Here is a 23,779-nt window from a genome sequence, read left to right as displayed (position 1 = left end):
TTAATCAGTAAAACTAATATTTTAATTAGAATCCAACTATTTTTAATCAGTAAATACTAAAGGAGATTCAAGGAAGAGATAGAAAGTAAAGGAGGCAAAGGGAGTGTTGCTTATTTACATAAAACCTATAAAGATGTCAGAAGAAATTGCGGTATATCAACAGGTTAAAAAACGGCTTAGTGCAGAGTATCCTGAAAACCAAACAATACTAGATCGATGTGGGATGAAGTTGGCTGGATTCTTTGGAGAAGCGTCGTTAGCTTATAGCCTATCACACTATGAAAAGGAGTCCTTCCGTATTTTTCACGACCTTCGTTTATATGATGGCAAAAACTTCTTTCAACTAGATTTTCTAATACTTACGAGTTCATTTGCGGCTATCATAGAAGTGAAAAACATTGCTGGAAAGCTCTATTTTGATGTGGATCATCATCAACTTTTAAGAGAAAAAGATGGCATCACTGAAACTTTTTCGTGTCCCCTTCTGCAAGTCAGAATGCATAAAGAGCAGTTGAACTGGTGGTTGTATAGATATGGTATCCATGACTTACCGATTGTTCACTTTGTAGTAATCAGTAACCCTCGAACCCAGTTAAAGTTCTCAACCCCTACACTTTCCGCGCAAGTTATGCACCAAAAGAAACTCTACTTCGCACTCCAAGATACAAATCACACATATACGAAAGAATATCTTGATATAAAAACCCTGAAAAAATTGCAAGAAGAAATTTTGCGAGAACATCACCCAATACGAGGAACTGAGGTGTTGAAGAATCTCGGAATTACCAGTGATGATCTCATCCCTGGAATTATTTGCCCATCATGTGATCGACCACCGTTAATACGCCTACATGGGAGATGGACATGTGAGTTTTGCGAGGAGATCTTCAAAGATGAAGTGTGTGAACAAACTCTTAAAGACATGCATCTATTTTATGAAAACAAGGTCCCTCTAGCCCAAATACAGGATTTCTTAAATTTAAGCAGTTCTCAAGTTACAAAAAGGATTTGTAAGAAGTTTAATATTCCAGTCTGTGGGCGAGGCAAAGCTACACGCTATGTACTAGATGCATTTGATAGATAAATCTGAGAATATGATTAGAAAATGCAACTCTTAATTAGTATTTCTAAACTTTCGATTAGTAAATCATCCATTTTAATCAGTAATGCAGAAGTTTTGATTAGAAAAGTCTCGATAAAGGTTTCACATCCCCGAAAAATGAGAATATATAGGCAGATATCAAATTGTATAAAAATGGTATGATATGCAGAGTTGTCTTAGTCAGGGGAGGAAATCGTTATGAATTGGAAAAAGATATTGCTAGCTGGAGCACTCGCGCTGGCGGTTGCCGGGTGCAGTTCGGAAGAAGAACCAACGGAAGAAGCAGCGGATCCGGTTGCAGCAGAGCAGACAGAAGAACAGGAAGCAAAGGAGCAAGAATCTCAAGAGCAAACAACCCAGCCAGCGGATGCATGGTGGGAGGATGAATTTGAATCCTACGAGCTCACTGACATCAACCGAGATCTGACAGAAGAAGAACAGGAAATGATAAAAAAAGAAGGAGAATTCAGCGGCACCAATTACGATAAGGCTGCAGTAGAAGCGAAGCTGGATGAACTACCCAAAGATGTAGATGAAGAAACAATAAAAAGAGCGATCCTTCACCTCGTGCGGGAGGATTACCATGAAGAGGTGGAAACGTTCATCAAGTTCGATCCGACCGTGAATGTGGATAAAACCGGAGTGGACGAAGAAGTCGAAGGCCCACAGGCAACTTCAGGCACTCATTTCGCTATTTTACTGGATGCGAGTGGTAGTATGGGGGAAACGGCGGACGGATCGACGAGAATGGAAGTTGCGAAACAGGCGATTGATCAATTCATTGGACAGCTGCCTGAGAATGGGACTGTCTCTTTACGTGTTTATGGTCATGAAGGCACAGGATCGGACGCCGATAAGGAGAAATCCTGTGCATCCACCGAAATGTTGTATAGCGGAAAAATTGATCAATCAAAGATTTCAGATGCATTAAGTTCTATCAATCCAGCGGGCTGGACACCGATTGCCCGTGCGATAGAAGAATCGCAGGCAGACATTCCGGAAAATGCCTCCAGTGCTGTTACTTATGTTGTCAGTGATGGAATCGAAACGTGTGACGGCAATCCAGTAGCTGCAGCGAAAAAGCTTAGTGAAGCCGAGATTCAGCCAATCATCAACATCATCGGTTTCCAGGTGGATAATGAGGCACAGCAGCAGTTGCAGGAAGTTGCATCAGCGGGCGGTGGCACATTTACCTACGCAAGTTCCAAGCACGAACTGGATGAATACTGGAACGAGGAGTATGATCGCTTGCAGGATGCCTGGGAAGAGTGGCAGCAGGAAGGTATGGAAAAAGCCGATGAAATATCCGATCAGCTGATGGAGAAAGCGGGGGAGACCGGTAACTCGATCATGGACAAATCGGATTTGGAATGGAAACATGCTGAAGACGCAATCACCTACCTTGAGGAAGAGCATGAAATGGAACAGGCCGGCGATGTATGGAGTCATTTTTATGACCGTTCGAAAATGACTTGGGGTTATGGTTATGATAATAAGACAGACAACTGGCAGGAAGCGTATCATAATGGTGTAGATATGTGGCAGTATTTTTATCACACCGGGAATGATAAGTGGACAGAATACTACGAGAAAAAGAAGTAAACTTCATGCACCTGTGATCTTGATGATTGCAGGTGCAATCTTTCACTTGAAATGTTCTTAATAAAGAACTAAACTGGATAGTATAAACGTCGGAACTTTTGACAAAAAATTTTTCGTTAATAGTTCTTTAAAAAGAACAATGAGGAGGATGCTTGTGCTAACGTACAGTTATTACCGTAATGCTGTAAAAATCACAGAGCGGATGGGGAGCGGGGTTGCTCCGAATAAGGGAAGAACCGATCTTCTGATGGATATGGAATTGTTGTTATCACCAATTGATAAGCACAAATTTGTCACTAAAAAGAAAGGGATTTGCATCGTCATTCCGAACTACCTGATTGATTTAACCAACGAAGAGGAGGAAATCTACCAGAACATCAAAAAGAATACGAAATACAAAATCAATCGCGCCAGAAATCGTGATGAGCTGAATCTGGTTAATTTGACCGCACCTAGTGATAATCAGATTGAGGCGTTTACTGCATTTTATAATCCTTTTGCTAAAGAGCGAGACTTACGTGGATGTGATGAAGGGAAGCTGAAAGCGATTCGTGACCAAGGGTCGCTTGTGATGACGTATGTAACAGATCAGGAAAGTCGTGTGCTTTGTTATCACGTGTATCAGACGGATCAGCACCAGGCGTATTTGATTTACTCTGCTAGCAGAAGATATGCGAACGAAGAAAACCTGGACCGGAACATGATTGGGCGTGCCAATCGGTATTTGCATTGGGAAGATATGAGGCTTTTTAAATCTTTGGGGTGTGCCTGGTATAACTTTGGTGGGAAGGTGCTAAATCCGGATGACAAAGGCGGTCAGAACGTCAATCGTTTCAAGCTGGAATTCGGCACAGTAGAAGGGTATGATGCAAGGAGATATACGTCATGCAGTTTGCTTGGGAAGGTCGTCATGTTCTTATTTTATATGAAATGGAAGAATACCCACGCGTATCAATTCACCATTTCCAGCCAAAACCTCACATCGGAAGCGTAATTTTGGAAAGAGCACCTGCTCATCAACTGTGATATAATCAAATAAAATTGATGAAAAGGTGATTCCAGTGAAAGAAATCCCTGTACTTGATACAAATAGACAACAGCAGTTCTTGGATTATAAAAAGAAGTTCAAAGCGCTGGCCGATGAAAAGCGTTTAGAGATTCTCCACCTGTTATGTACACATGGATCCTCCTGTGTATGCGATCTGCAGCCGATGATCGGGATGACGCAGTCGAAGCTGAGCTATCATTTGAAAATCCTGCTTGAAGCTGATTTAATCGAGCGGGAAGAAAAAGGGACGTGGAGTTATTACACGATCAAAGAAGAAACGATGAACCACCTTCTATCTGAGGAACTATGCTGTATATTTCGTCCTGCTGGTAAAAAAGAAGACGCTGACCCATGCTGCTGATGGGCCGGCGTCTTTTATTGTTTCATTTACTATCTGGATCTTCTTCTTTGTATAGCAAGAAAAATGGAATGAATAGCACAATTATGATGAATGTATAGAGCAGGACTGCTGCTAACGTATTCATTAGAAAATAGACAGCCAGGAAGAAAGCAGCCAATAGTACTAAGGGAGCTACATAAGCAAATATCATCGACTTCCTCCATTCTGGTCTTTTTCTTACTATGTCCATCCAGAATAAAATGTTGCAAGTTGCAGAGTATTAAATAATAACTAGAAATGGACTAGTTCTACTAAGTTCTAAGGGGCATGCGATATGAAAAGGAAGCACCGTGAGAATGATGCGAAAATAACGTCAATTGATAAACTCCTAGAACAGAACAGGGAATCGAATGATTTTAAGTCGTATGCATTGAATGGAAAGACACCTTGTACCCTCTCCTACTTCGAAACGATGATCGACTTGAAGATCCTAAATCAATCGGTGCTGCCCGCAGTAAAAGGTCATCATCTATCTACTCTTAATGAAATGAAAGAAATGATTCCTGTAGAAAATATTACGATTACAAATCAATTTGAGGAAATTAGAGATAAATTCATGCAAGGGTATGTCATTTTCCAGATGAAAGGTAACCCAGGGGAAGCCTTGATGATTCCTGCAACTTCAACGGAGACGAGAAAAGTAAGTGTTCCGGAAGTGGAATTCAGCGTCGTCGGTCCTAAGGAAGCATTTGTAGAATCACTCGATACCAACATCAACCTTGTTCGGAAAAGGCTCCCGCTTTCTCAGTTGACAGTCAAAGAATATCCGGTGGGGAAGATTACAAAAACTAGAGTCGCTATCCTTTATATTGAGGGAATTGCCAATCCGGAAAATGTGAATACGGCGATACAGCGGATTACAGATATTGAATTTGATCAAATCAATGACAGTTCCTATATTACACAAATGATTTCCGATAATTCCCATTCCCCTTTTCCGCAATTATTGGATACGGAAAGACCGGACAGGGTGACGGGTTCGCTGGTGGAAGGAAAAGTTGTCATTATTGTAGATGGGGCTCCGCATGCATTGTCTGCACCTACTACGATTGTAGAGTTTTTCTCTGCCTCTGATGACTATTTTCTTCCATGGCACTTAAGCTCGATGTTTCGTCTGATCCGTTTGTTTGCGGTGATGTTTTCCGTATTAGGTTCATCATTATATGTTGCCATCCTTACGTACCATCCAGAAATGATCCCCCAGGATTTACTGGCAACTATCGTTTCCTCTCGGGCGGATATCCCATTCCCCCCAATACTTGAAGTGATTATCCTAGAATTGACCATTGAGCTACTGAGGGAAGCGGGCGCACGCCTTCCAACCAAAGTTGGTCAAACCATCGGTATCGTGGGTGGAATTGTGATAGGGACAGCGGCTGTGGATGCTGGTCTTACAAGTAATGTCCTGCTAATCATCGTTGCGTTAGGTGCACTGGCTTCATTCACTACTCCTATTTATCAGATTGGTAATACGATAAGATTGATCCGCTTTCCATTTTTAATTGGTGCTCAAGTATGGGGACTTGTCGGTTTATCTTTGGTGATGGTGTTTTATATTGTGCACCTTATTAAGTTGAAGTCATTGGGTCGTCCTTTTTTTGCACCAATTTATCCGTTACGGTTCAGAGAACTGAAGGATGCTTTCATTCGACTTCCATTCTTCGTGCAATCAAAACGCCCAATTTTAACACGCTCACCGGACCCTGGGCGTTTCAATCGGATACGGGCCAAAGAAAAGAGGGATGTGGATGAATAAACCAGGTGCATTGAATATCCCGGCAAACCTATTGATTACCCCTGTGTATGTATTCTTATTGATTCATACTATGCAGGTTGGGGTAGGAATCCTTGGCTTTGAACGTTATATCGCGAAGGATGCTGGCTACGATGCATGGATCTCCATCTTGGTGGGAGGAGTAGTCATCCATCTTCTCTTATGGATGATCTATCGAATTCTTAAAAACACCGATGGGGATATCGTTACTGTGCATCAGTACGTATTCGGGAAGTATATTGGCTCTTTGTTTAATTTGGTTGTAGCGATTTATTTTCTGCTCCTTTGTCTGACTGTGTTCCGTACTTTCATAGAAGTGATTCAAGTTTGGGTTTTTCCTCAGTTGCAAATTTGGCTTTTTTCCATCGTGTTTCTTGGTCTTATGTATTATATCGTCATAGGAGGAGTAAGAGTCATTACAGGAATGGCATTGATGAGCCTGCTTTTAGGACTACCGCTGCTTCTGTTCAAGTACTTTCCGATCAAAGCTGGAAAGGTAGATAATGTATATCCGATCATCGATCACTCCATTATGGAATTGCTCGCTTCAACAAAAGCAACCACGCTCAGCTTTCTAGGGATTGAGTTGCTGCTAGTTTTTTATCCCTTTATAAAAAACAAGCAAGCATCCATAAAATGGGCCCACTTCGGGGTGTTCTATACGACAATGATCTACCTGAGTACGGCATTGGTAACTTTTATCTATTACAGCGAAGAGCAACTGGATCATGTCATATGGCCAACTGTCACCCTATGGAAAATTGTTGACTTCACATTCATCCAACGATTTGAGTTCGTCGGTATTGCCGCATGGGTGGTGGTAGTTATGCCTAATGTCTGTCTAGCGCTATGGGGAGCCAGCAGGATTCCGAAGCGTATGTTCCGAGTGAAGCAACGGCATGTCATATGGGTATTTTTGTTGTTGCTATTTGGTGCAAGCATTTTGATTGAAGGAAGAAAGGCTGTCGATACCTTAAATAATTTCACAAGTGAGGCAGGGTTATATTTTTTACTATATATACCGGTGCTGTTCCTTCTTGTAATCATTAGGGAGAGGGTGGATAAGAGAAATGAAAGCTAAACTGCTCTTCGTCCTATTTATTGCATTGGCTGGATGTATTCCTAATGAAAGCTTGGAGGATGTAGCGCTTGTTGAACTTGTTGGTTATGATCCTGCAGAGGAAGATGAGATAAGAGGAACGATAGCGATACGGCAATTCGGCTCTGAAGAAACCAAGCTTGTAAATGAGAAATATTTGAGTGCCACGGAAGGCACTATTGAAGAAATCCATCGACAAATCGAATCTAAGTCTTCAAAGCCTTTACGTATAGGCAAGCTTACGATGGTCTTTTATAACAAAGCGCTTGCGGAAAAAGGGCTGACGGATTCGCTGGACTTTATTGCTCGTGAACCGAAAATAGGAAGAGATGTTCATGTAGCTATTGTAGACGGAAGTACGTCTGAATTAATGCAAGGGCAATATAGTGAAACGGAATCGACCGGGCAGTACCTTTTAGGAATGATAAAACAAAACACTCAACAATACTTGCCAAAGTCCAACCTTCAAATTTTCTTGTATGCTCATTATGCTAAAGGAAAAGACCCTGTTCTCCCTATTTTTCGTATGGACGGAAAAGAAGCAATCATTTCTGGGTTTGCTTTGTTGAGGGAAGGGAAAATGATATCCTCATTAACTGTCGATCAAACTTTCATTTATAAAATGTTAAGTGAAAGGATTGATAAAGGAGTTAGAGGAATTGACTTTCAAGGTCGAGAGATTGTAATGGATGAGCTGATTTCGAATGTGAAATATGAGTTAGCAGGGTCAAATGACAACCCCATGTACACACTAAACATTAAGATTAAAGGAATGATCAGTGAAACATCCACCCTCGACCAAACCAATCGCCAGGAAACAACAACAGAGATGGAAGAGGCTTTTGAAGATCACTTTAAATATGAAGGAGAAAAGCTAATCAAGGACTTTCAGGAATTGCGAATTGACCCTCTTGGTTTAGGAGAAGTGCTGAATAACCGGAGAAGAAAGGTAGACATGAATAGGTGGAAACAGATGTACCCGGATGTTCCGGTAAAAGTAAATGTTGAGGTAAGTATTCTTGGAATAGGGATAACTGGATGAAGAGGCATGTGTGCGGTATCCTTCATCTGGATTCCCCCTTCATAAATGGCACGATAATAGCAGAAGCATACTTTTGAGGAGGTTATGATCAATGGGTGTAACCGAACTATTAGCTCGTTTAGCATTGACGTTTATCGTACTGTTAGTATTGACTCGACTTATGGGGCGAAAAGAGATCAGTCAAATGACCTTCTTCAATTTTGTATCTGCGGTGGCAATTGGATCCTTGGCTGCTGATTCTGTTATGAGCGACACTGTCAGTCTGCGTAATGGTATGATTGTATTACTGGCTTGGGCAGTATTCACACTTGGTGCCGGCTGGTTCGAGATGAAGTCAAAAACAGCAAGTTCTTGGATGAATGGGCAGCCCATCATGGTGGTCAAGCATGGGAAGGTGATGGAGCGTTCACTGAGAAAGACGAGGTTGACCATGGATGAACTTCTCAGCTTATTGCGGAAGAAGGGGGCTTTTTCTGTAGCTGAAGTGGACTATGCTGTGTTTGAAACAGACGGACAGCTCTCGTTGATGAAGAAGGATCTTCACCAGCAAGTGACGAAAAAGGATTTGTCGATCCAAATAAGCGCAAGTTCTCCAATTCCTATCCCGACAACCGTTATTTCAGATGGAAGCCTCGTCAGGAAAAATATGAAGGAACTTAATTTAGATGAGGAATGGCTGCTGCAGCAATTGCGAAGCGCTGGTATAGCGAAGGTCGCCGACGTGTTTTATGCAGAGGTTCTGAAGGATGGTGCGTTGCATATCGATCGAAGAGATGAAGGGGGAAAATAGATGCAAATCAAGATTTCGGACGATTACGAACTACTGGCAAGATTGAACAAACACGTGCACGATATTCATGTGGGCTTGAATCCGGAGCTGGTAAAACCTCATGACTATGAGGCATTCAAGGATTTTTTCAAAGGAATCATACATAAAGAGAATTATCTGTTTTTATTAGCGGAGGAAGCAGGGGAAGCAATCGGCTATGCCTGGCTGGAGGTCAAGGAGTATCCTGAAAATCCATTCAAATATGGGTACAAGGCGTTGTATGTCCATCAGATTTCCATTAATCAGGCATATCGGAATGGCGGTTACGGAACGAAGCTGATGGATAAAATTGAAACGCTTGCTGAAGAACGTGGGCTCACCCGGGTGGAACTGGATTACTGGGCAGAAAATGTTGATGCTGCAGCGTTTTACGAGAAGAGGGGATTCTTGCAAAATAAAGTATTCGTACATAAGGAAGTGTAAAATCGTTCGGAGTGGAGGCACTCCGAACGTTTATTTTTTTGTAGCTTCCTGGTCGACACGATTCAAAAAATCCTGAATGACATCGTTTGCGCCTTTTTTGTTGCCGAGCTTCAGCATCGCTTTGCCGACAAAGTTGATGCCTTTATTATGACCAGCGTAAATCAGACGCGTTTGTGCTTCTCCTTCTTTCACGAGCTCGAAGGTAAGCTTCATTTCGAAAGCTCTTGCAAGGATGAAGCTGATTGTTTTCAGCTTTCTTTCCGTCGTATCGATATATGCAAGGGTATCCACGATGTAAGTTTCGGTCCGCTTTCCTTCACGGTAGGTCTGGGTATGCTTGGCTCCGACTTCGGTTTCTGTTTTTTCAATGATGGTATGTTCTTCTACTTTAGGCATGATGCGCTGGATGTTTTTATCTTTGAAAAGGTCCCAAACCTCTTCGATAGGTGCGTCGATCACTTTTTCTTCTTTCCATTCAATCATTGTGTGTCCTCCTTTCCAGATGCAATGAATTCATCGATTTCCTGCGTTGTCTGTTGCAGCTTTCGAATCTGCATCTGGATATTCTTTCGTTTTTCCAATACCAGTTCTTCCAAGTGCTCGAACGATTCGTCTTCCATGACTGTGATCATTTCCTGAATCGTGAAGCCAAATTCGCGGAGCTTGATCAGTAATAATGCCAGAAAGTAGCTGCCATCATCGTAATAACGATAGTTGTTATCTGGATCGATATAGGCTGGCTCTAGCAGGTTCACTTCTTCATAGTAACGCAATGTCTCTTTCGTCAGGCCGGTCAACTCGACAAACTCACCAATTTTGTACATCATTTTCCTCCCACTTCCTATCTTAAACTGTGGGGTACACCACAGAGTCAAGCGTGAGTTATGTAGTGCGGGGGGCGAACAGCATGACAGCGACGCCGATGATACAAATTCCGGCTCCAAGCCAGTCGTACATGTCTGGTGTCTTCCGGTCGACTCCCCATCCCCACAGGACGGAAAGCACAATGAAGACGCCTCCGTATGCAGCGTAAACCCTGCCGAATGAAGGGAACGCCTGGAAGGTGGCGATTACCCCGTAAAAAGCGAGTGCCAGTCCGCCGCCAAGTCCCCAATAGAACGGTTTTCCTTCACGAAGCCAGAGCCAGATCAAATATCCGCCGCCAATTTCGGCTAAACCTGCCAGTACGAACAGGTAGATAGCATGCAGCATTTGAGGGGCACCTCCGTTAGTATCTATTTTCTAGTATAACTAAGATTAGTTGGTTGAGCAGAATTTCCTGATTTCGGTCGAATCGGTCAAAATTCTATGGAATCGGTCATAATTTCAGAAAGTCGGTCAAAAATCCCCTCTATTCGGTCAAAATCACAGAAAGTCGGTCACCTCCCATCTCAAACCATCACAAAAAAGCCGCCCCCACCTAAAAAGGGGGAGCGACCATGATTCACTCGGCAGCTGGACGTTCGATCTTCTGCTCGAGTACTTTTTTCAATTGTTCCTTATATTTTTCTTCGACAAGAATGTAGAGGAAGTCGCCTGTTTTGATTTCTGTCTCGCCATATGGCGTGATGACTTCATTGTTTCGGACGATGGCGCTGATATTTGCTCTTGCCGGGAAGGAGATATCCCTCAGTTTCATCCCGACGATGGCCGATTCGCTATTCGTCTGGTACTGGATCATCTCCGCTGCAGCTTTACCCATTGAAATAAGCTCAATCGAATGATGAGGTACGTCTTTCTTCGGTCCGACAAGGTGGAGTTTTTTCGCGACCAGCGAGATGGTCGAACCTTGGACGAGTGCTGATGTCAGGACGATGAAAAAGACGATGTTGAACATGAATTGGCTATTTTCCACACCGTCGACAATCGGGAAGGTCGCAAGTACGATCGGAACTGCTCCACGTAAACCTGCCCATGAGATGAATATCTTCTCGCGAATCGTATAGTTCATCTTGATTAACGAAAGAAAAACGGCAACAGGGCGTGCGACAAGAATCAATAACAATGATAAGAACAGCCCGTCCCATACGATTGTTGTTGAAAATAGTTGACCGGGAAATACGAGCAGACCAAGGATGATGAACATCAGTATCTGAGCCATCCAGGCAAATCCTTCATTGAACTGGAAAATGGAATAGCGGTAGGTCAGTTCACTGTTACCAATCACTAGGGCGGCGACATAAACGGCAAGAAAACCGCTGCCCCCGATAAACGCTGTCACACTATACGTAATCAATGCAAATGCCACTGAAAAAATCGGATATAGTGCGCTTGAGTCGAGTCGGATCCGATTGATGGAGAACGATGCAACTTTACCGAAGATAACTCCCAGCACAATCCCTGCCCCCATTTGCAGGAAGAACGTTGGAAGCAGCATCCAGATCGATTGGTCAGGCATCAGGGTCAGTTCGATGAACGATAACGTCAGGAAGACAGCCATCGGGTCGTTCGTTCCGGATTCTGCTTCGAGCGTCGCCCCCATCTTCGCCTTGATGTTTCTTTCTTTGAGCGCTGCAAATACGGCCGCGGCATCAGTTGAACCGACGATGGCGCCGAGCAGCATGCCCTGTAGTAAGGACAATTCAAACAGCCAGTAGGCAGATAAGCCAATAATTGTTGAAGTGATGATTACGCCAAGGGTGGCTAATGAAAGGGAGGGACCTGCAACCGAACGGACCGTTGCCCATTTTGTATGTAGACCACCCTCAAATAGGATGATGACCAGCGCAAATACACCGATGATCTGAGCTGTCTTCGCATCATCGAAATAGATAAGACCGAGTCCGTCACTACCGGCGATCATGCCGACGACGATAAACAGAATCAAGGATGGAATGCCCCAGCGACTGGAGAATTTAGCCACCAGAACACCGCTGAAAAGAAGGAATGCAGTAAGAAGTAAGAAGGCATCTGTGCCGAATGCGTCAAAAAACATAAGTTTATAAATAGCTCCTTTATATAGATGGTTGTTGTGTGAAAGTAGGAAATGCCAGAGGGATAGAACGATGTGTCATAATGTAAGATTACCCTAAAAGTGACAGTTAAATCAAAGGAACAGACTCGGTTTAACGCACTGAGGGACAGTCCCCGACTGCTTCACCGCGGTGAAGTGGCGGGGGACTGTCCCTCACTCTGCTAAAGTGTGTGGATTTCGTGGGCGGCGCGGATGCCGGACTGGAGGGCGCCTTCGATCCAGCCGTGGAAGTCGGATGCATGCTCTCCTGCAAAGTGGATTCTTCCTTCCGGGCGCTTCACGATGTCAGGGAAGGATGCTGCCTGATTCGGAAGGAATAACGTAAAGCATCCGGCAGAAAACTGGTTCTGACTCCAGCTGAACGATGCCCCCGTCAAAAATTCATCATAAACCTGCGTACCATGAATCTTGGCAAGGTCCTGCAATGCTTCAAAGATCCTTTCCTGTTCAGGCAGCGAATTCCAGAGCTTTGCGTTATCGCCCCACGTATAACTGGCAAGCACAATCCCTGACTCGCCATTTGCAGATGGTGAATAGGAGAATTGGGAGGCGAAGTCAGTCAGCGCATTGGCACCTTTCAAGCCGTACTTTTCCCAGAAAGAGGTCTTGAATTCAATTCCTACTTTTACAGAAGAAACATAGTGGAGTTCCCGGATCGCCCTCCATTTTTCAAAAGAAAATGTATCGTAAGGATAGACTTCAATGAACTGCAAAACAGTGAACGGAATCGCGCTGATCACGTAATCGGCTTCATAAGTATCATACAATCCTGTCTCCATATTCCTCGTAAGCACTGTCACTTTATCTTCTTCATGAACTATTCGGCTAACTTTTTCGTTATAGAGAATGTCATCCTCGAGCTGATCGAGGAAGCTTTTCGGCAGCTTATCATTCCCGCCGGTGATCTCATAGAATTTCAAGTCTTCATCAAACACGGTAAGCACGATATCAAACAGTGTATTTGTAAAGGACAGTTCAGCGAAACCTTCGAACCCAAGCATTACTTTCACCATTCGAACGGCGGAAGGGGAGAGCGAAGGGCCAAGCGGATTATACAGCAGAAAGTTATCCATCGAATAGCGGTCGAATTTTTTGATCAACTTCTCTTTTTCTTTTTGATTACTCGCCTCGTATAAGTCCAGAAAAGGTTTCAAAGCACCTTTAAGAAGCTCAGCAGCGGTTTTTCCTTTTTCATGGGGAGCGACAGGATAGTTCAGGATATCCGGATTTGCTTCATACTCGCCCCTGGTCGTTTCCACGCCATTCACCAGAATGATGTCATCCTTTGAAGAATTGATGAACCGGTTGAATGGAAGGTTGAACTTGCGGATATATTCAAATGCGAGGTAATGATCTTCCGGAATCCTCATCGCACCACAATCGAGGTATTTTCCTTTGGAAAAAGCATCCCTCACCGTGTACACGCGTCCACCAACCCGGTTGTTCCCTTCCAATATCAGTACTTCATGTCCCGCATCTTTCAATAATGAACCCGAAACGAGACCAGCCATGCCGGCACCGATAATGATAATTTTCTTTGGGTCCTTTGTTTTTGATAAACCATTCTGTGCAATCGCCAGCATTCCATCCGGATAGCTGGGTTCGTTGTGCTGGTTACGGTAAACTGCGTGATTTCGTATCGACAAGCCCATCTCCCCCTCCTCACATTTATATGTTCATGACCAGCTTGATAGTAACTTAATGGAAATGAATGGATAGTTGGGATCAGATGGCAGAGCCGAAAGATACATTACAAAAGAAAGGGATTTGTCCATTTTCATTTAAAATTGGAAAGATTTTGTTGCAATTTTCATAGATATGGAATATAGTACATTACAACAGTAATGCACTAGGTGTCACCGAATGGAGGGACATAACTTTTGATACTAAATTCGGACAGTACAAAGCCGATCTATATCCAAATTGCTGAATGGCTGGAGACGCAGATTCTCGATGGATCCATCAAGACAGACGGGAAAATCTACTCCCAGTACCAGCTTGCGGATATGTTCGATATCAATCCGGCGACCGCCGCCAAGGGGCTGAATCTGTTGGCAGATGAAGGAGTCTTATATAAGAAACGGGGGCTTGGCATGTTTGTAACAGCCGAAGCGGAGCAGATCATCCGCACGACGAGGAAGAGTGATACGCTAAGCACGCTTGTGCTGGAGCTCGTGAAGGAAGCAGAATACTTGAACGTAACGGAAAAAGAATTATTCGAAATGATCAACAAAGCGAAAGAGAAGCTGAAGGGGGAAGGGAAATGAAGGTAGTGGAAGCGATCGATCTTACAAAAAAGTATAAGAGAAAATCCGCACTGGATGGAATGACGTTCACCCTTCAAGAGGAAAAAATCACTGGTCTGATCGGGCGGAACGGTGCAGGGAAGACGACCTTGTTGAAAACGATAGCAGGATTCTTCCGACCGACTTCCGGCACGCTTCGTGTGTTCGAAGAAACGCCTTTCAATAATTTGAAGGTTGCGACGAACATGATTTACATCGATGACGAAATGGATTTTTCCTCTTATCTGACTCTGGATGAGGTGTTGAATGCTGCAGGTACGTTTTATCCGAATTGGGATAAGGAGCTTGCCTTTCGGCTGTTCGACTACTTCGGCTTTGGACCGAATCAGTTCCACAATGCCTTGTCAAAAGGGATGCGAAGTACGTTCAATGCGATTGTCGGGATTGCTGCACGTTGTCCGCTGACAATTTTTGATGAGCCGACGACTGGGATGGATTCTTCGGTACGGAAGGATTTCTACCGCGCGCTACTCAAAGACTACCTTTCCCATCCAAGGACAATCATTCTCTCAAGCCACCTATTGAATGAGCTGGAAGAAATATTGGAGGATATTCTCGTCATCAATGAGGGGAAAGAACTGCTGCACCTGTCAGTCGATGAGATGAAAGAGTATGCAATCGCAGTAAGCGGTCCGACAGCAAAGGTAAACGAATGGACAGCAAATAGAGAAGTGATTGCAACGAAAACAATTACAGATGCCCACGCTTATGTTGTCATCAAAAATAATCTCAATCATCAGGATCATGAGAACGCGATGATTAAAGGGATCAAGCTGACATCCGTAACACCGGATGATCTATGTACCTATCTGACCAGTAAAACGAAAGGGGGAATCGACGATGTTTTCAACCGAAATTAATCAATGGCAAATCATAAAAACATTGACCAAATATAAAATAAGAGCGCATTCCGGTTCATTCACCGCAATGATTGCCATCCAGGTGCTCGCTGCACTATTTTCTATGGGCGGTCTCAGTGGTTATAGTGGGTCCAGTGGATATATCAATTATTCCATCGATTCTTATTCTGGAAATCTGATTCATGGCTTCATGATGATCTGGGCATTCATGAGTGCAGTTTTGCTGACGACCAAGTCCTATCGGTATGAAGATTTTGCTTTTGTTACGAATCGGTTTACAAGCAATCTTTCCAATATGCTTTTTCTTGGATTTGCCTGCGTCATAGGGGGAGTGACTACTTTTCTTGCCAGCTTAGGGTTGAAAGTCATCGTCATCTCCTTTGTTGCCGAAAGTTATATGGTGTCTGAAGAAATCGCAACAGTTACCTACCTGTACGGATTACTTGCAACCATTTTGTATTTCATTCTAGCTGCCTCTTTAGGCTATCTGATTGGGTCGCTGGTCCAAATCAACAGAGCATTCATCGCAGGGATTCCTATCCTTATTTTCGGGACGGTGTTCCTTTCTGATCAAATGATGGATCAGCAACCACTGTTTGAGCAGCTTTTCGCGATGTATTTCAGGGAAACCTCGTTTATCTTTTTTCTTGTGAAAATAGTACTAACGATCATCCTATGTTTCGGTGCTTCGACACTGATCATGAATAAAATGGAGGTGAGGCACTGATGGGTTTCTTACCGTTAATCATTAACTTGATTGTGTTCATCATCATTATCGTCGTCTTTTCACGTTTCATAAAGCCGAACAACAAGCGTGCACGTAACTTCTGGTACGGAAAAAGGATTTGGAAAGTATTTGCAGGTTACGCTATTTTACTGGTCGTCGGAGCAGCCATTTACTTGTTGATTCCGATGGAGGGTGCAATGGAAGCAAAGACGGTCAGTGACAAGGAAATGGAAGCGGCCGAACGTCTGGACGTCGAAATGACAAATAAGGCGCTGGCTGGAAATATAGAAGAAATCGATGAATCATTTAAACGAAAAAGCTGGGAATTTACGATTAAATCGGATGTCATACTTGTCAACCACTATGATACACACGGTCTTTTAGTAATCGCTGAGCATATTAATGGAGCGAGTGATAAGATTGAGGTTTCTTACTATCAACCTCAGGCTTATATCAAAAACATCAAGGTGGACCATGAAGCATTGATGCCTAAGCTATCTAGCAGTGACAATCACATTAATATACAAAAGGGAGCTAAATCTGATTTTCAAGCGGTTACGATCAATCATGAATACCCCGTCAATCAGTTCAGAGAGGATTACATTTCAGGAATGGTAGGAGAATCCTTTATCGGTGGAATGGTCGGCAGAGGTCTCCTATACATGAAAGTGCCAGCGAATAAGAAAGTCGATGGTGCAGACCACGTCATAGGAAATTAACCAAAAAGCCAGTCCGTTTTACCCTAAAGGGTTCCGTTTTGAGGTGCTTTTCATAAAATGACATTAAAAATGACGTGTGAATTGGCACACGTCATTTTCTTGTTATGACAGGGGTTATATAAGTTTTTAATACAAAATGACCTAAATTTGAATATTTTTTCCGATGGTGACAATACTTATTGTACAATGAATTTCCAATGCCATAAACTTTGACAATTACACTGTCATTTAGGAGGTCATTATGCAATTTATTGAACCAAAAGAAAGACTCAAACAAAAAACAGATTGGCGTATTTCTGATCAAACCAAATCAATAGTTAAGCATTATGCAGAATATACTGGGTATTCGGAAGATGAAGTGGTAGATATGTTCTTGAAAAATATTTTGGAAGATGAGAGTTTTCTGAATTGGGTTCAAACGAAGAGGAGAAACAAACGGATCATTGAACAGTTGGGATTGAACGGTGAAGATATATGTCAAAATTAAAAAGGTTAGCGAATGAAAACGACGCTTTGGTAGATGTGGTAGTCCCTTATACGCAGTCTGAGATATCAGATAGAAAAAAGCACTATCCCATATTATCAGACAAAAAATTCGCAACTCGGTATAGAAGAGCCTTATTCCAACCTGTAACCATTACATATAAAGGTGAAAGGTTTGATATTCAGATGAATTGCTGCATCAACTCCTATTGCAGTAATTTCGGGTTACATCAAAAGCAATATGACGTAAAAGGGAAACCAAAAAGATATAAATTGTCCAGTTCCAAAAATGATTCTAAACTTGTATGTAACCCCAATCCTAAGATATCGTCCACAGGAGTCATCTGGGGATGTACAAATAGGGTAGTTTCAAACTGGGCAATTGCAGAAGAAATTAAAAGGCTTACAAATGTTAATGCTGTTCAACCAATTGATCCTGAATATAATTTTCATAAAGAGGAATGTGATACACATAACCTCACACCTTTTATGGATAAAACAGCGTTTAGGAAGTGCGGGAAAAGCAGTAGTAATTCCCAAAAGTATCAATGCAAAAGCTGTAAAAAAATCACAAATGTTCTTCCCACTTCCAGAGAAAATACAACCTATCACCAGCAAAGGAATGATATCCTTCCTCTATTTGCAACTCTGGTAACTAACAAAACTCCAGTGAAGAGAGTAACAGAAATTTTAGGTATTGGTTCCCAAACCTATTACACAAAACTAGAGTGGTTGTATAAGAGGTGCCTAGAGTTCCAAGAAAGATATGAGTCAAAGCTGAAGGAAGTTGAGTTTAACGAATTGTGGATTAACACCGATAAGATGGTTTATTTTCTTAACAATATACGGAAGAAGAATGCTGGGTCCAAATATCTTATGGAACAAGAGGAGAAACAGTTCCCTACTCACGTTGTTATCAGTAGCGATATTTTATCGAGATATGTTTTCAGATCTGATGTAGCTTATGATTGGGATATTACATTAGAACAAATCAAGGAACAAACTATGGAGTATAAGGATGATCATCTACATACGTTCGCGCAGAGGTATGGTCATTTACGATTACCTTATGCACCTCAACCCCCAACGGACTCGGATAGCCAAACAGAGAGTGGCTACAGAAAAGAAAAAGAAGAGTTTGATAGAAGGGCAAAGTATATAGATGGATTGCACATTAATTCAACCTACACTACGATAGCTCACTTATGGCACCTAAAACATTTATTGAAAGCAGATGAATGGAGATTTTGTTCTGATCAGGACTCTTCTATTATATCCGCAATAATGAGAGTGTTTTCTAAAGAGGTCAAAATAGGTGATGCACATCATTTTACTTACAAAATAGATAAGAGCAAAACATTGAGAGATGCCTCTTTAGACTACAATGAGGCAAGAGATGTGATAACAGACTGGGCGTTTCATTCAAACATTGAAGGTATGAATCTTTTTCAATTAGCACGAATGATGCTAGCGGAAGAGCTTGAGACACACAAATTCCATACCGATGTTATTAAAAATGGAAAATCAGTACGTAAGCCATTTTCAAACCCCATCAGACACCCATTACCATTCAGGGACAGCGGTTACGCAACGGTTGATTGTACAACGGATGTTAGCTCCTTAGAACCAATTGAACTAGCAAGATTGATACAAAAAGCAAACAATAAATCGACCGATGCTTTTATCAATCAAATTCGTAGAAGAATATCCATTTTAGAAAGACCACTAGTAACTTCAAGAGGCGATGGAAAAAGCTATATATACGCCAACTTTAATCCGAAATATGCCCAATACGTAATTACAATTCTAAGAACATACTACAACTTTTGTATGCCATTTAAGGGTAATGGAAAATCAGCCACTCCCGCACAAAGAATTGGCATTACGAAAAAAGTCTTTGATTGGAAAGACATCATATACTTCAGATAATTTCACACACTCTACCTACGCAAAACAAGCACCTTCTAATAGGTGCTTGTTAGCAATAATGGGTAACCTTTGCATTGAATAGTTAATACTACGGTTTAACTGGTAAAACATTTGCTATTTTATCAACTAATATATTTATAGTATTCATCTTCTCTTCTACTGTACTTTCTTCTCCCCCAATATAAATGGATAAAGTATTTTGGCTTTGTTCTTTCCCAATATCTTTATTTATTTGGATACCTCTTGAAATTCCCGGGTAATCCTTTTCTAAATTTGCAGATAGTGACTTTATTAAGCTAAATTCCTTTATATTTGAATTAGGAACTTCAAACAATATCCTTGCATAATTACCATCTTCGTATTGAGAAGTTATGGTTTCCTTAGGAGCAACTTTGTCTTCATCTATTCGGAAGATTAACTTTTCACCAATATTAATAACATCTGCATTATCAGTAAGATCTACTGCAATACCTCTTCTTTCTAATTCACCCTGTAGATATTTGCTGATTTCAATTGAAGATTGGGAATCATCTGCATCATTACTATCATCTAGAATAGTAATAGTTTTAGTAGATGAAGATTTTTCAGTTTTGGCACCACTGTATTCACAACCTGCTAATACAATAATTAAACTACAACACATCACAATTAAATAAGTATATTTCATATTTACCTCCTTACAATAGACTTAATAAAGTATATGTATGTCCACTACCAAATAGTACAAGTATCTGAATATATTAATATTGAGAATAATAGATTGCTTTGCTTTATAACTCAAAAAGACTCGTCACAAACGACGAGTCTTTTTTCTTATATTGTTTCTGAGTATATTGCGTCAAAAATTATGTCAAAAAGCCTGTCATTCTTTTTGCCTTTTCTAAAAAAGCACCTCAAAACGGAACCCTTTAGTTTTACCCGGGCTGGCTTTTTGATTAGCTCCACGTCCTTCCGGGCAGACTGTTGAAAAAGATGCGGTCAGGTGATGGGAAATGAAGATGTTGTGCATCGATGGAGGGGGCATCCGCGGGGTGATGCCGATCACCATCCTGCAAGCAATCGAAGCGGAATACGGAAAGCCTGTCGGAGAGGTGTTCGACGTCATCGCAGGTACGAGTACAGGTTCAATCATTGCGGCTTCGGTAGCGTTGAAAACCGACATGGGGGAGCTGCTGGAAAACTATACTGCCTTTGGCGAGAGTATCTTCAAGAAGCAGGCGAAAGTTGGCTTGTTTAAAAGTGTTTATAGTGATGAAAGTCTTCGTGAACTGCTGCAGAAGGCTTTCGGAAAGCTTACGTTGGCTGAAATCGAAAAGCCGTTGCTCATTCCTGCTGTCGATATTACTCACGGCAGGCCGTACATCCACAGGTCGAATTTTACGAATGAGGAGAATGACGACCTTTCGATTGCGTTATGGGATGCGGTGCTGTCCTCGTGTTCTGCGCCGATCTATTTTCCTCCCAATAATGTGAACAATCACTTTCTCTCGACAGATGGCGGGCTTTGGGCGAACAATCCTTCGCTCGTCTGCATCACAGAAGGTGTCCATCAATTCAATACTGCTCTGGAGGACATCCACATCCTATCGTTAGGTACAGGGAAACAGAACATCGATTTTTCCGTTAAAAAAGAAAAGTACTGGGGACTCAGGCATTGGCTGCCGTTCCAATTGCCGACGATGAAGGTGACGCCGAAGCTGCTTGATCTGGCGCTCAACCTCTCATCGGAATCGGTGTCGTATCACTGCCAGCTGCTGCTCAAGGATCACTATTTACGGATCAATGAAGAATTGGGGAAAGAAGTGCCATTTGATGATGTAACTTCTACGGAGGTGCTCATTGAGCTTGGGAAGAAAGTGTACGAACAGAATAAACAGGATATCCTCACTTTTTTACAGTAGTTCACCACCTCCGATCCGGACGTGTTAGAATAAGCGTAAAGATTCGTAGAAGAAGGTGAGAACGATGTACCTGACCATCAAAGAGACAGCAGCATACCTGGATGTGCCGGAGTATTATTTAGAAAAGCTCGTCATGGAAAATAAAATCCGCACGATTGACGATGGAAATGAAACGCTGATCAATAAAGACCAGTTCAAGAGTTATTTCGATCAGGTGGAAAAGTACCGCATCATGATTCAGGAATATTTGAACGAACCGATTCCGCCCGACCCGGATGTTAAGGATGAAGATTAGATGGAAAAAGCAGAGCGACGATGCTCTGCTTTTTTTCTTTATCCTTTTACAGCGATCGCTTCGATTTCGACTTTTGCACCTTTAGGCAATGTCGCTACCGCTACAGCTGCACGTGCTGGGTATGGCTCGCTCAGGTAACTTGCGTATACCTCGTTCACTACAGCGAAATCGTCCATCGAATCGAGGTAGATGTTCGCCTTGACGATATTCCTGTATGTAAGGCCAGCTTCCTCCAGGATAGCGCCGAGGTTGTGCATGACTTGCTTTGCTTGTTCTTTTACATCCTCGGAAATGAACTGCTGTGTTTCAGGATCCAAAGGGATTTGGCCGGAAATGAATACAAGATTCCCAGCTTCCGTAGCTTGTGAATATGGCCCGATTGCTGCCGGTGCTTTAGTTGTTTCATACGTTTTGAACATAATTACTCTCCTTTTTAATCCAATTATAACTTTAGGGTGGGGATCTGTGAATGACCATAAAAAGAATGAATGTTCTGAAAAGTATGCTACAATGGTTTTAGTGAAAAAAGGAGGAGATTTCCAAATTGCAATGGATACCATTACTACTGTTCGTCCTCAATGTCGCGCTTGTAGGGTTGGTTATCGCTTGGATTGTATCAAGAGTTGCAAAGGAAACAGTCATTCCCGCATCAACACATAACGAAGAAAATGAGTTTGAAAAGCGTTTAACCCGGAAACAGTGAACTATAACTTCATGACGAACATCCCCAGAAAAATTCCTCATCATTATTCATAGGAGGGTATTATTCTATGCATAGTCCAGTCAGAAACGAGATTCATACAATTTTCGTCCATGTCAGTGATTTGAAATCATCAGTGAAATGGTACTCGGAACTGTTGGGTCAGGAATATGACTTGGAGACAGTCACAGACCCCGTTTATAATCTATCAATCAACCACCACACAGGGCTGACGCTCGATGCCGGATCGGAGACGGAGGAGAAACAGGTCACTCCGAGCAAATATCCGCTTTTCAACTTCCATACCGATGATATTCAAGAAGCATACACATTTGCGGAAGATCAAGGATACACTATTGAGTCAGGAATCACCAACTTTGAAGATTTTTCATTTTTCACCATCCTTGACCCGGATGGGCATTGCATCATGATTTGTACCGGATGATATGCAAGCACAATAAAGTGGGGAGGAAGATGAATGTCTAAAAGTCCGATCAAGAACAAGGTGAGTACGGTTTTCATTCCAGTAAAGGATATTGGAAAAGCAAAGCAATGGTACACGAAAATGCTCGATGTACAGAACGGAGAGGAAATGTTCGATCATTTGTTCATTGCTGAGATGGACGGTACAGGGATGGTGCTGGACAAGATGCCGATGTGGAAAAATGAACAGGGAGAAGTCCAGCCACTGAATGTACCTGCTATCCAGTTCGCTACCGAAGACATCCATGCCTCCTATCAATTTATGAAGACGAATGATGTGGAGCTTGTTACAGAAGTGGAGCACGACAAGTATTTCGTTTTCAAGGACCCGGATGGCAATCTACTGATGGTTTGCCAGGAATAATCATTACATAATGGAGGATTTACAAATGCTAACGATTGATAACGTGCTGGAAGAATATTTTCATGCCTGGAACGAAGGTTTCACGACAAAGAACGGAGACGGGATACGCGCGCACATGTCCAAAGAATTTGTCGGTTACTGGGCTCATTCAGGAATCAAAGAGCCTGATCCATACTTTTACGACTACGATCTGAACAGTGTATTGAAGCAGATGGACGATGCAGAGAAAAGTTTCGAGACTGCTTCTGTAAGTGAACGGAAAGAAGGAGAAGAAGTATTGGTGCTCGGGAAGGAAACGAATGTCATCGGAGGCATTCCGTTCACGGCACAATGCATGTTTGTCTGGCGTAATGAGGAGAACGGTTGGAAACTGATAAGGGAGTATATTGAATTGGAAAAATGAAACCTTTGATCACCTAACGCGTAAATAAGGTAAATCATTTCCGAATGGGGGCAATACTCATGCTATTTTTGAGCTGGTTTGACTGGATTACACCGACGAATCCAGGTGCAGCACTATTTTTCGGAATCTTATTTACGGTTATACTCGGCATCACCGTCTGGGTGGAGACCAAACGCTTCCGGACCGTGATGGTCACTACACTTGCGGGATTTGCCGTAACGGGCATAGGTGTTGCAATTCTGAACGCCATTGGATTTTACTCTTAATGAACCTTCCTAATTATTAGGAAGGTTTTTTGCTTGCAATGACCATGCTG

The 23,779-nt window shown here is 42.4% G+C and carries 30 protein-coding genes; 22 read left to right on the top strand and 8 right to left on the bottom strand.

Annotated features, from left to right (window positions below; all coding sequences use genetic code 11):
- The first annotated feature begins 103 nt into the window (after positions 1 to 103).
- The 4 genes from ACFQ2J_RS17070 (at position 104) to ACFQ2J_RS17055 (ending at position 4,113) form a co-directional block, all read left to right on the top strand.
- On the top strand, positions 104 to 1,084 hold the full coding sequence (locus ACFQ2J_RS17070) for a nuclease-related domain-containing protein (protein ID WP_386063410.1): 981 nt from the start codon (positions 104 to 106) through the stop codon (positions 1,082 to 1,084).
- 216 nt (positions 1,085 to 1,300) lie between these two features.
- A complete protein-coding gene (locus ACFQ2J_RS17065; RefSeq protein ID WP_386063407.1) occupies positions 1,301 to 2,704 on the top strand; it encodes a vWA domain-containing protein in 1,404 nt (467 codons plus the stop codon).
- Positions 2,705 to 2,858: 154 nt separating this feature from the next.
- Positions 2,859 to 3,698: a hypothetical protein gene (locus ACFQ2J_RS17060; protein WP_386063404.1), complete on the top strand. Its 840-nt coding sequence runs from the start codon at positions 2,859 to 2,861 to the stop codon at positions 3,696 to 3,698.
- Positions 3,699 to 3,765: 67 nt separating this feature from the next.
- Entirely contained in the window at positions 3,766 to 4,113 is a 348-nt protein-coding gene (locus ACFQ2J_RS17055; protein WP_386063401.1) for an ArsR/SmtB family transcription factor, read from the top strand.
- Positions 4,114 to 4,135: 22 nt separating this feature from the next.
- On the opposite strand, the gene ACFQ2J_RS17050 is transcribed toward ACFQ2J_RS17055, so the two are convergent.
- Complete coding sequence (locus ACFQ2J_RS17050; RefSeq protein ID WP_386063399.1) at positions 4,136 to 4,303, bottom strand: hypothetical protein; 168 nt, start codon at positions 4,301 to 4,303, stop codon at positions 4,136 to 4,138.
- 123 nt (positions 4,304 to 4,426) lie between these two features.
- Between ACFQ2J_RS17050 and ACFQ2J_RS17045 the strand changes: the two genes are divergently transcribed.
- The 5 genes from ACFQ2J_RS17045 (at position 4,427) to ACFQ2J_RS17025 (ending at position 9,319) form a co-directional block, all read left to right on the top strand.
- Entirely contained in the window at positions 4,427 to 5,908 is a 1,482-nt protein-coding gene (locus tag ACFQ2J_RS17045; protein ID WP_386063396.1) for a spore germination protein, read from the top strand.
- Complete coding sequence (locus ACFQ2J_RS17040; protein ID WP_386063394.1) at positions 5,901 to 7,007, top strand: GerAB/ArcD/ProY family transporter; 1,107 nt, start codon at positions 5,901 to 5,903, stop codon at positions 7,005 to 7,007. The genes ACFQ2J_RS17045 and ACFQ2J_RS17040 overlap by 8 nt, the downstream gene beginning before the upstream one ends.
- The gene (locus tag ACFQ2J_RS17035) at positions 6,997 to 8,067 is read left to right on the top strand and encodes a Ger(x)C family spore germination protein (protein WP_386063391.1); all 1,071 of its coding nucleotides are present in this window, start codon (positions 6,997 to 6,999) and stop codon (positions 8,065 to 8,067) included. Before ACFQ2J_RS17040 ends, ACFQ2J_RS17035 begins: the two co-directional genes overlap by 11 nt.
- 91 nt (positions 8,068 to 8,158) lie before the next feature.
- Positions 8,159 to 8,857, top strand: a complete 699-nt coding sequence (locus tag ACFQ2J_RS17030; protein WP_386063388.1) for a YetF domain-containing protein — start codon at positions 8,159 to 8,161, stop codon at positions 8,855 to 8,857.
- Entirely contained in the window at positions 8,858 to 9,319 is a 462-nt protein-coding gene (locus ACFQ2J_RS17025; protein ID WP_386063385.1) for a GNAT family N-acetyltransferase, read from the top strand.
- Between the two features lie 30 nt (positions 9,320 to 9,349).
- Here the strand turns inward: ACFQ2J_RS17025 and ACFQ2J_RS17020 are convergent, their stop codons facing one another.
- The 5 genes from ACFQ2J_RS17020 to ACFQ2J_RS17000 form a co-directional block, all read right to left on the bottom strand.
- Complete coding sequence (locus ACFQ2J_RS17020) at positions 9,350 to 9,802, bottom strand: SRPBCC family protein (protein WP_386063382.1); 453 nt, start codon at positions 9,800 to 9,802, stop codon at positions 9,350 to 9,352.
- Positions 9,799 to 10,143 carry a MerR family transcriptional regulator gene (locus ACFQ2J_RS17015; protein WP_386063380.1) on the bottom strand — a complete coding sequence of 115 codons (345 nt, stop codon included), beginning with the start codon at positions 10,141 to 10,143 and terminating at the stop codon, positions 9,799 to 9,801. The genes ACFQ2J_RS17020 and ACFQ2J_RS17015 overlap by 4 nt, the downstream gene beginning before the upstream one ends.
- A 58-nt stretch (positions 10,144 to 10,201) precedes the next feature.
- Entirely contained in the window at positions 10,202 to 10,531 is a 330-nt protein-coding gene (locus tag ACFQ2J_RS17010; protein ID WP_386063377.1) for a YnfA family protein, read from the bottom strand.
- A 232-nt stretch (positions 10,532 to 10,763) separates the two neighbouring features.
- Entirely contained in the window at positions 10,764 to 12,254 is a 1,491-nt protein-coding gene (locus ACFQ2J_RS17005; protein ID WP_386063374.1) for a potassium/proton antiporter, read from the bottom strand.
- A 200-nt stretch (positions 12,255 to 12,454) separates the two neighbouring features.
- On the bottom strand, positions 12,455 to 13,939 hold the full coding sequence (locus tag ACFQ2J_RS17000) for a flavin monoamine oxidase family protein (RefSeq protein WP_386063371.1): 1,485 nt from the start codon (positions 13,937 to 13,939) through the stop codon (positions 12,455 to 12,457).
- 234 nt (positions 13,940 to 14,173) lie between these two features.
- On the opposite strand from ACFQ2J_RS17000, the gene ACFQ2J_RS16995 reads away from it, so the two are divergent.
- The 6 genes from ACFQ2J_RS16995 (at position 14,174) to ACFQ2J_RS16970 (ending at position 19,317) form a co-directional block, all read left to right on the top strand.
- Positions 14,174 to 14,560, top strand: coding sequence for a GntR family transcriptional regulator (locus ACFQ2J_RS16995; protein WP_386063368.1), 387 nt, complete (start codon positions 14,174 to 14,176; stop codon positions 14,558 to 14,560).
- The gene (locus ACFQ2J_RS16990) at positions 14,557 to 15,459 is read left to right on the top strand and encodes an ATP-binding cassette domain-containing protein (protein ID WP_386063364.1); all 903 of its coding nucleotides are present in this window, start codon (positions 14,557 to 14,559) and stop codon (positions 15,457 to 15,459) included. The genes ACFQ2J_RS16995 and ACFQ2J_RS16990 overlap by 4 nt, the downstream gene beginning before the upstream one ends.
- A complete protein-coding gene (locus ACFQ2J_RS16985; protein ID WP_386063362.1) occupies positions 15,440 to 16,186 on the top strand; it encodes a hypothetical protein in 747 nt (248 codons plus the stop codon). Before ACFQ2J_RS16990 ends, ACFQ2J_RS16985 begins: the two co-directional genes overlap by 20 nt.
- Positions 16,186 to 16,905: a hypothetical protein gene (locus ACFQ2J_RS16980; protein ID WP_386063359.1), complete on the top strand. Its 720-nt coding sequence runs from the start codon at positions 16,186 to 16,188 to the stop codon at positions 16,903 to 16,905. The genes ACFQ2J_RS16985 and ACFQ2J_RS16980 overlap by 1 nt, the downstream gene beginning before the upstream one ends.
- A 241-nt stretch (positions 16,906 to 17,146) precedes the next feature.
- Positions 17,147 to 17,392, top strand: coding sequence for a hypothetical protein (locus tag ACFQ2J_RS16975; RefSeq protein WP_386063356.1), 246 nt, complete (start codon positions 17,147 to 17,149; stop codon positions 17,390 to 17,392).
- Positions 17,380 to 19,317 carry an insertion element protein gene (locus ACFQ2J_RS16970; protein ID WP_386063353.1) on the top strand — a complete coding sequence of 646 codons (1,938 nt, stop codon included), beginning with the start codon at positions 17,380 to 17,382 and terminating at the stop codon, positions 19,315 to 19,317. Before ACFQ2J_RS16975 ends, ACFQ2J_RS16970 begins: the two co-directional genes overlap by 13 nt.
- Before the next feature lie 88 nt (positions 19,318 to 19,405).
- Here ACFQ2J_RS16970 and ACFQ2J_RS16965 read toward each other — a convergent pair whose 3' ends face one another.
- Positions 19,406 to 19,984, bottom strand: a complete 579-nt coding sequence (locus tag ACFQ2J_RS16965; RefSeq protein ID WP_386063350.1) for a stage II sporulation protein P — start codon at positions 19,982 to 19,984, stop codon at positions 19,406 to 19,408.
- Positions 19,985 to 20,309: 325 nt separating this feature from the next.
- On the opposite strand from ACFQ2J_RS16965, the gene ACFQ2J_RS16960 reads away from it, so the two are divergent.
- Complete coding sequence (locus ACFQ2J_RS16960; protein WP_386063347.1) at positions 20,310 to 21,218, top strand: CBASS cGAMP-activated phospholipase; 909 nt, start codon at positions 20,310 to 20,312, stop codon at positions 21,216 to 21,218.
- Positions 21,219 to 21,282: 64 nt separating this feature from the next.
- Positions 21,283 to 21,513 (top strand): excisionase family DNA-binding protein, encoded by a 231-nt coding sequence (locus ACFQ2J_RS16955; RefSeq protein WP_386063344.1) that lies wholly within the window; start codon positions 21,283 to 21,285, stop codon positions 21,511 to 21,513.
- 38 nt (positions 21,514 to 21,551) lie between these two features.
- Here the strand turns inward: ACFQ2J_RS16955 and ACFQ2J_RS16950 are convergent, their stop codons facing one another.
- Positions 21,552 to 21,932 carry a RidA family protein gene (locus tag ACFQ2J_RS16950; protein ID WP_386063341.1) on the bottom strand — a complete coding sequence of 127 codons (381 nt, stop codon included), beginning with the start codon at positions 21,930 to 21,932 and terminating at the stop codon, positions 21,552 to 21,554.
- Between the two features lie 125 nt (positions 21,933 to 22,057).
- Between ACFQ2J_RS16950 and ACFQ2J_RS16945 the strand changes: the two genes are divergently transcribed.
- From ACFQ2J_RS16945 to ACFQ2J_RS16925, 5 genes are all read left to right on the top strand, one after another.
- The gene (locus ACFQ2J_RS16945) at positions 22,058 to 22,216 is read left to right on the top strand and encodes a hypothetical protein (protein ID WP_386063339.1); all 159 of its coding nucleotides are present in this window, start codon (positions 22,058 to 22,060) and stop codon (positions 22,214 to 22,216) included.
- Between the two features lie 67 nt (positions 22,217 to 22,283).
- Positions 22,284 to 22,658: a VOC family protein gene (locus ACFQ2J_RS16940; RefSeq protein WP_386063336.1), complete on the top strand. Its 375-nt coding sequence runs from the start codon at positions 22,284 to 22,286 to the stop codon at positions 22,656 to 22,658.
- Positions 22,659 to 22,691: 33 nt separating this feature from the next.
- Complete coding sequence (locus ACFQ2J_RS16935) at positions 22,692 to 23,060, top strand: VOC family protein (RefSeq protein ID WP_386063333.1); 369 nt, start codon at positions 22,692 to 22,694, stop codon at positions 23,058 to 23,060.
- 25 nt (positions 23,061 to 23,085) lie between these two features.
- Positions 23,086 to 23,463 (top strand): nuclear transport factor 2 family protein, encoded by a 378-nt coding sequence (locus ACFQ2J_RS16930; protein ID WP_386063331.1) that lies wholly within the window; start codon positions 23,086 to 23,088, stop codon positions 23,461 to 23,463.
- A gap of 59 nt (positions 23,464 to 23,522) precedes the next feature.
- Entirely contained in the window at positions 23,523 to 23,729 is a 207-nt protein-coding gene (locus ACFQ2J_RS16925) for a hypothetical protein (RefSeq protein WP_386063329.1), read from the top strand.
- Positions 23,730 to 23,779 lie beyond the last annotated feature (50 nt).

The sequence above is a fragment of the Thalassobacillus hwangdonensis genome, from assembly GCF_042675915.1.
Taxonomy (GTDB): Bacteria; Bacillota; Bacilli; order Bacillales; family Halobacillaceae; genus Thalassobacillus_A; species Thalassobacillus_A hwangdonensis.
The sequence above is the reverse complement of the archived record's forward strand: the minus strand, read 5'-3'. Positions and strand labels throughout refer to the sequence as shown.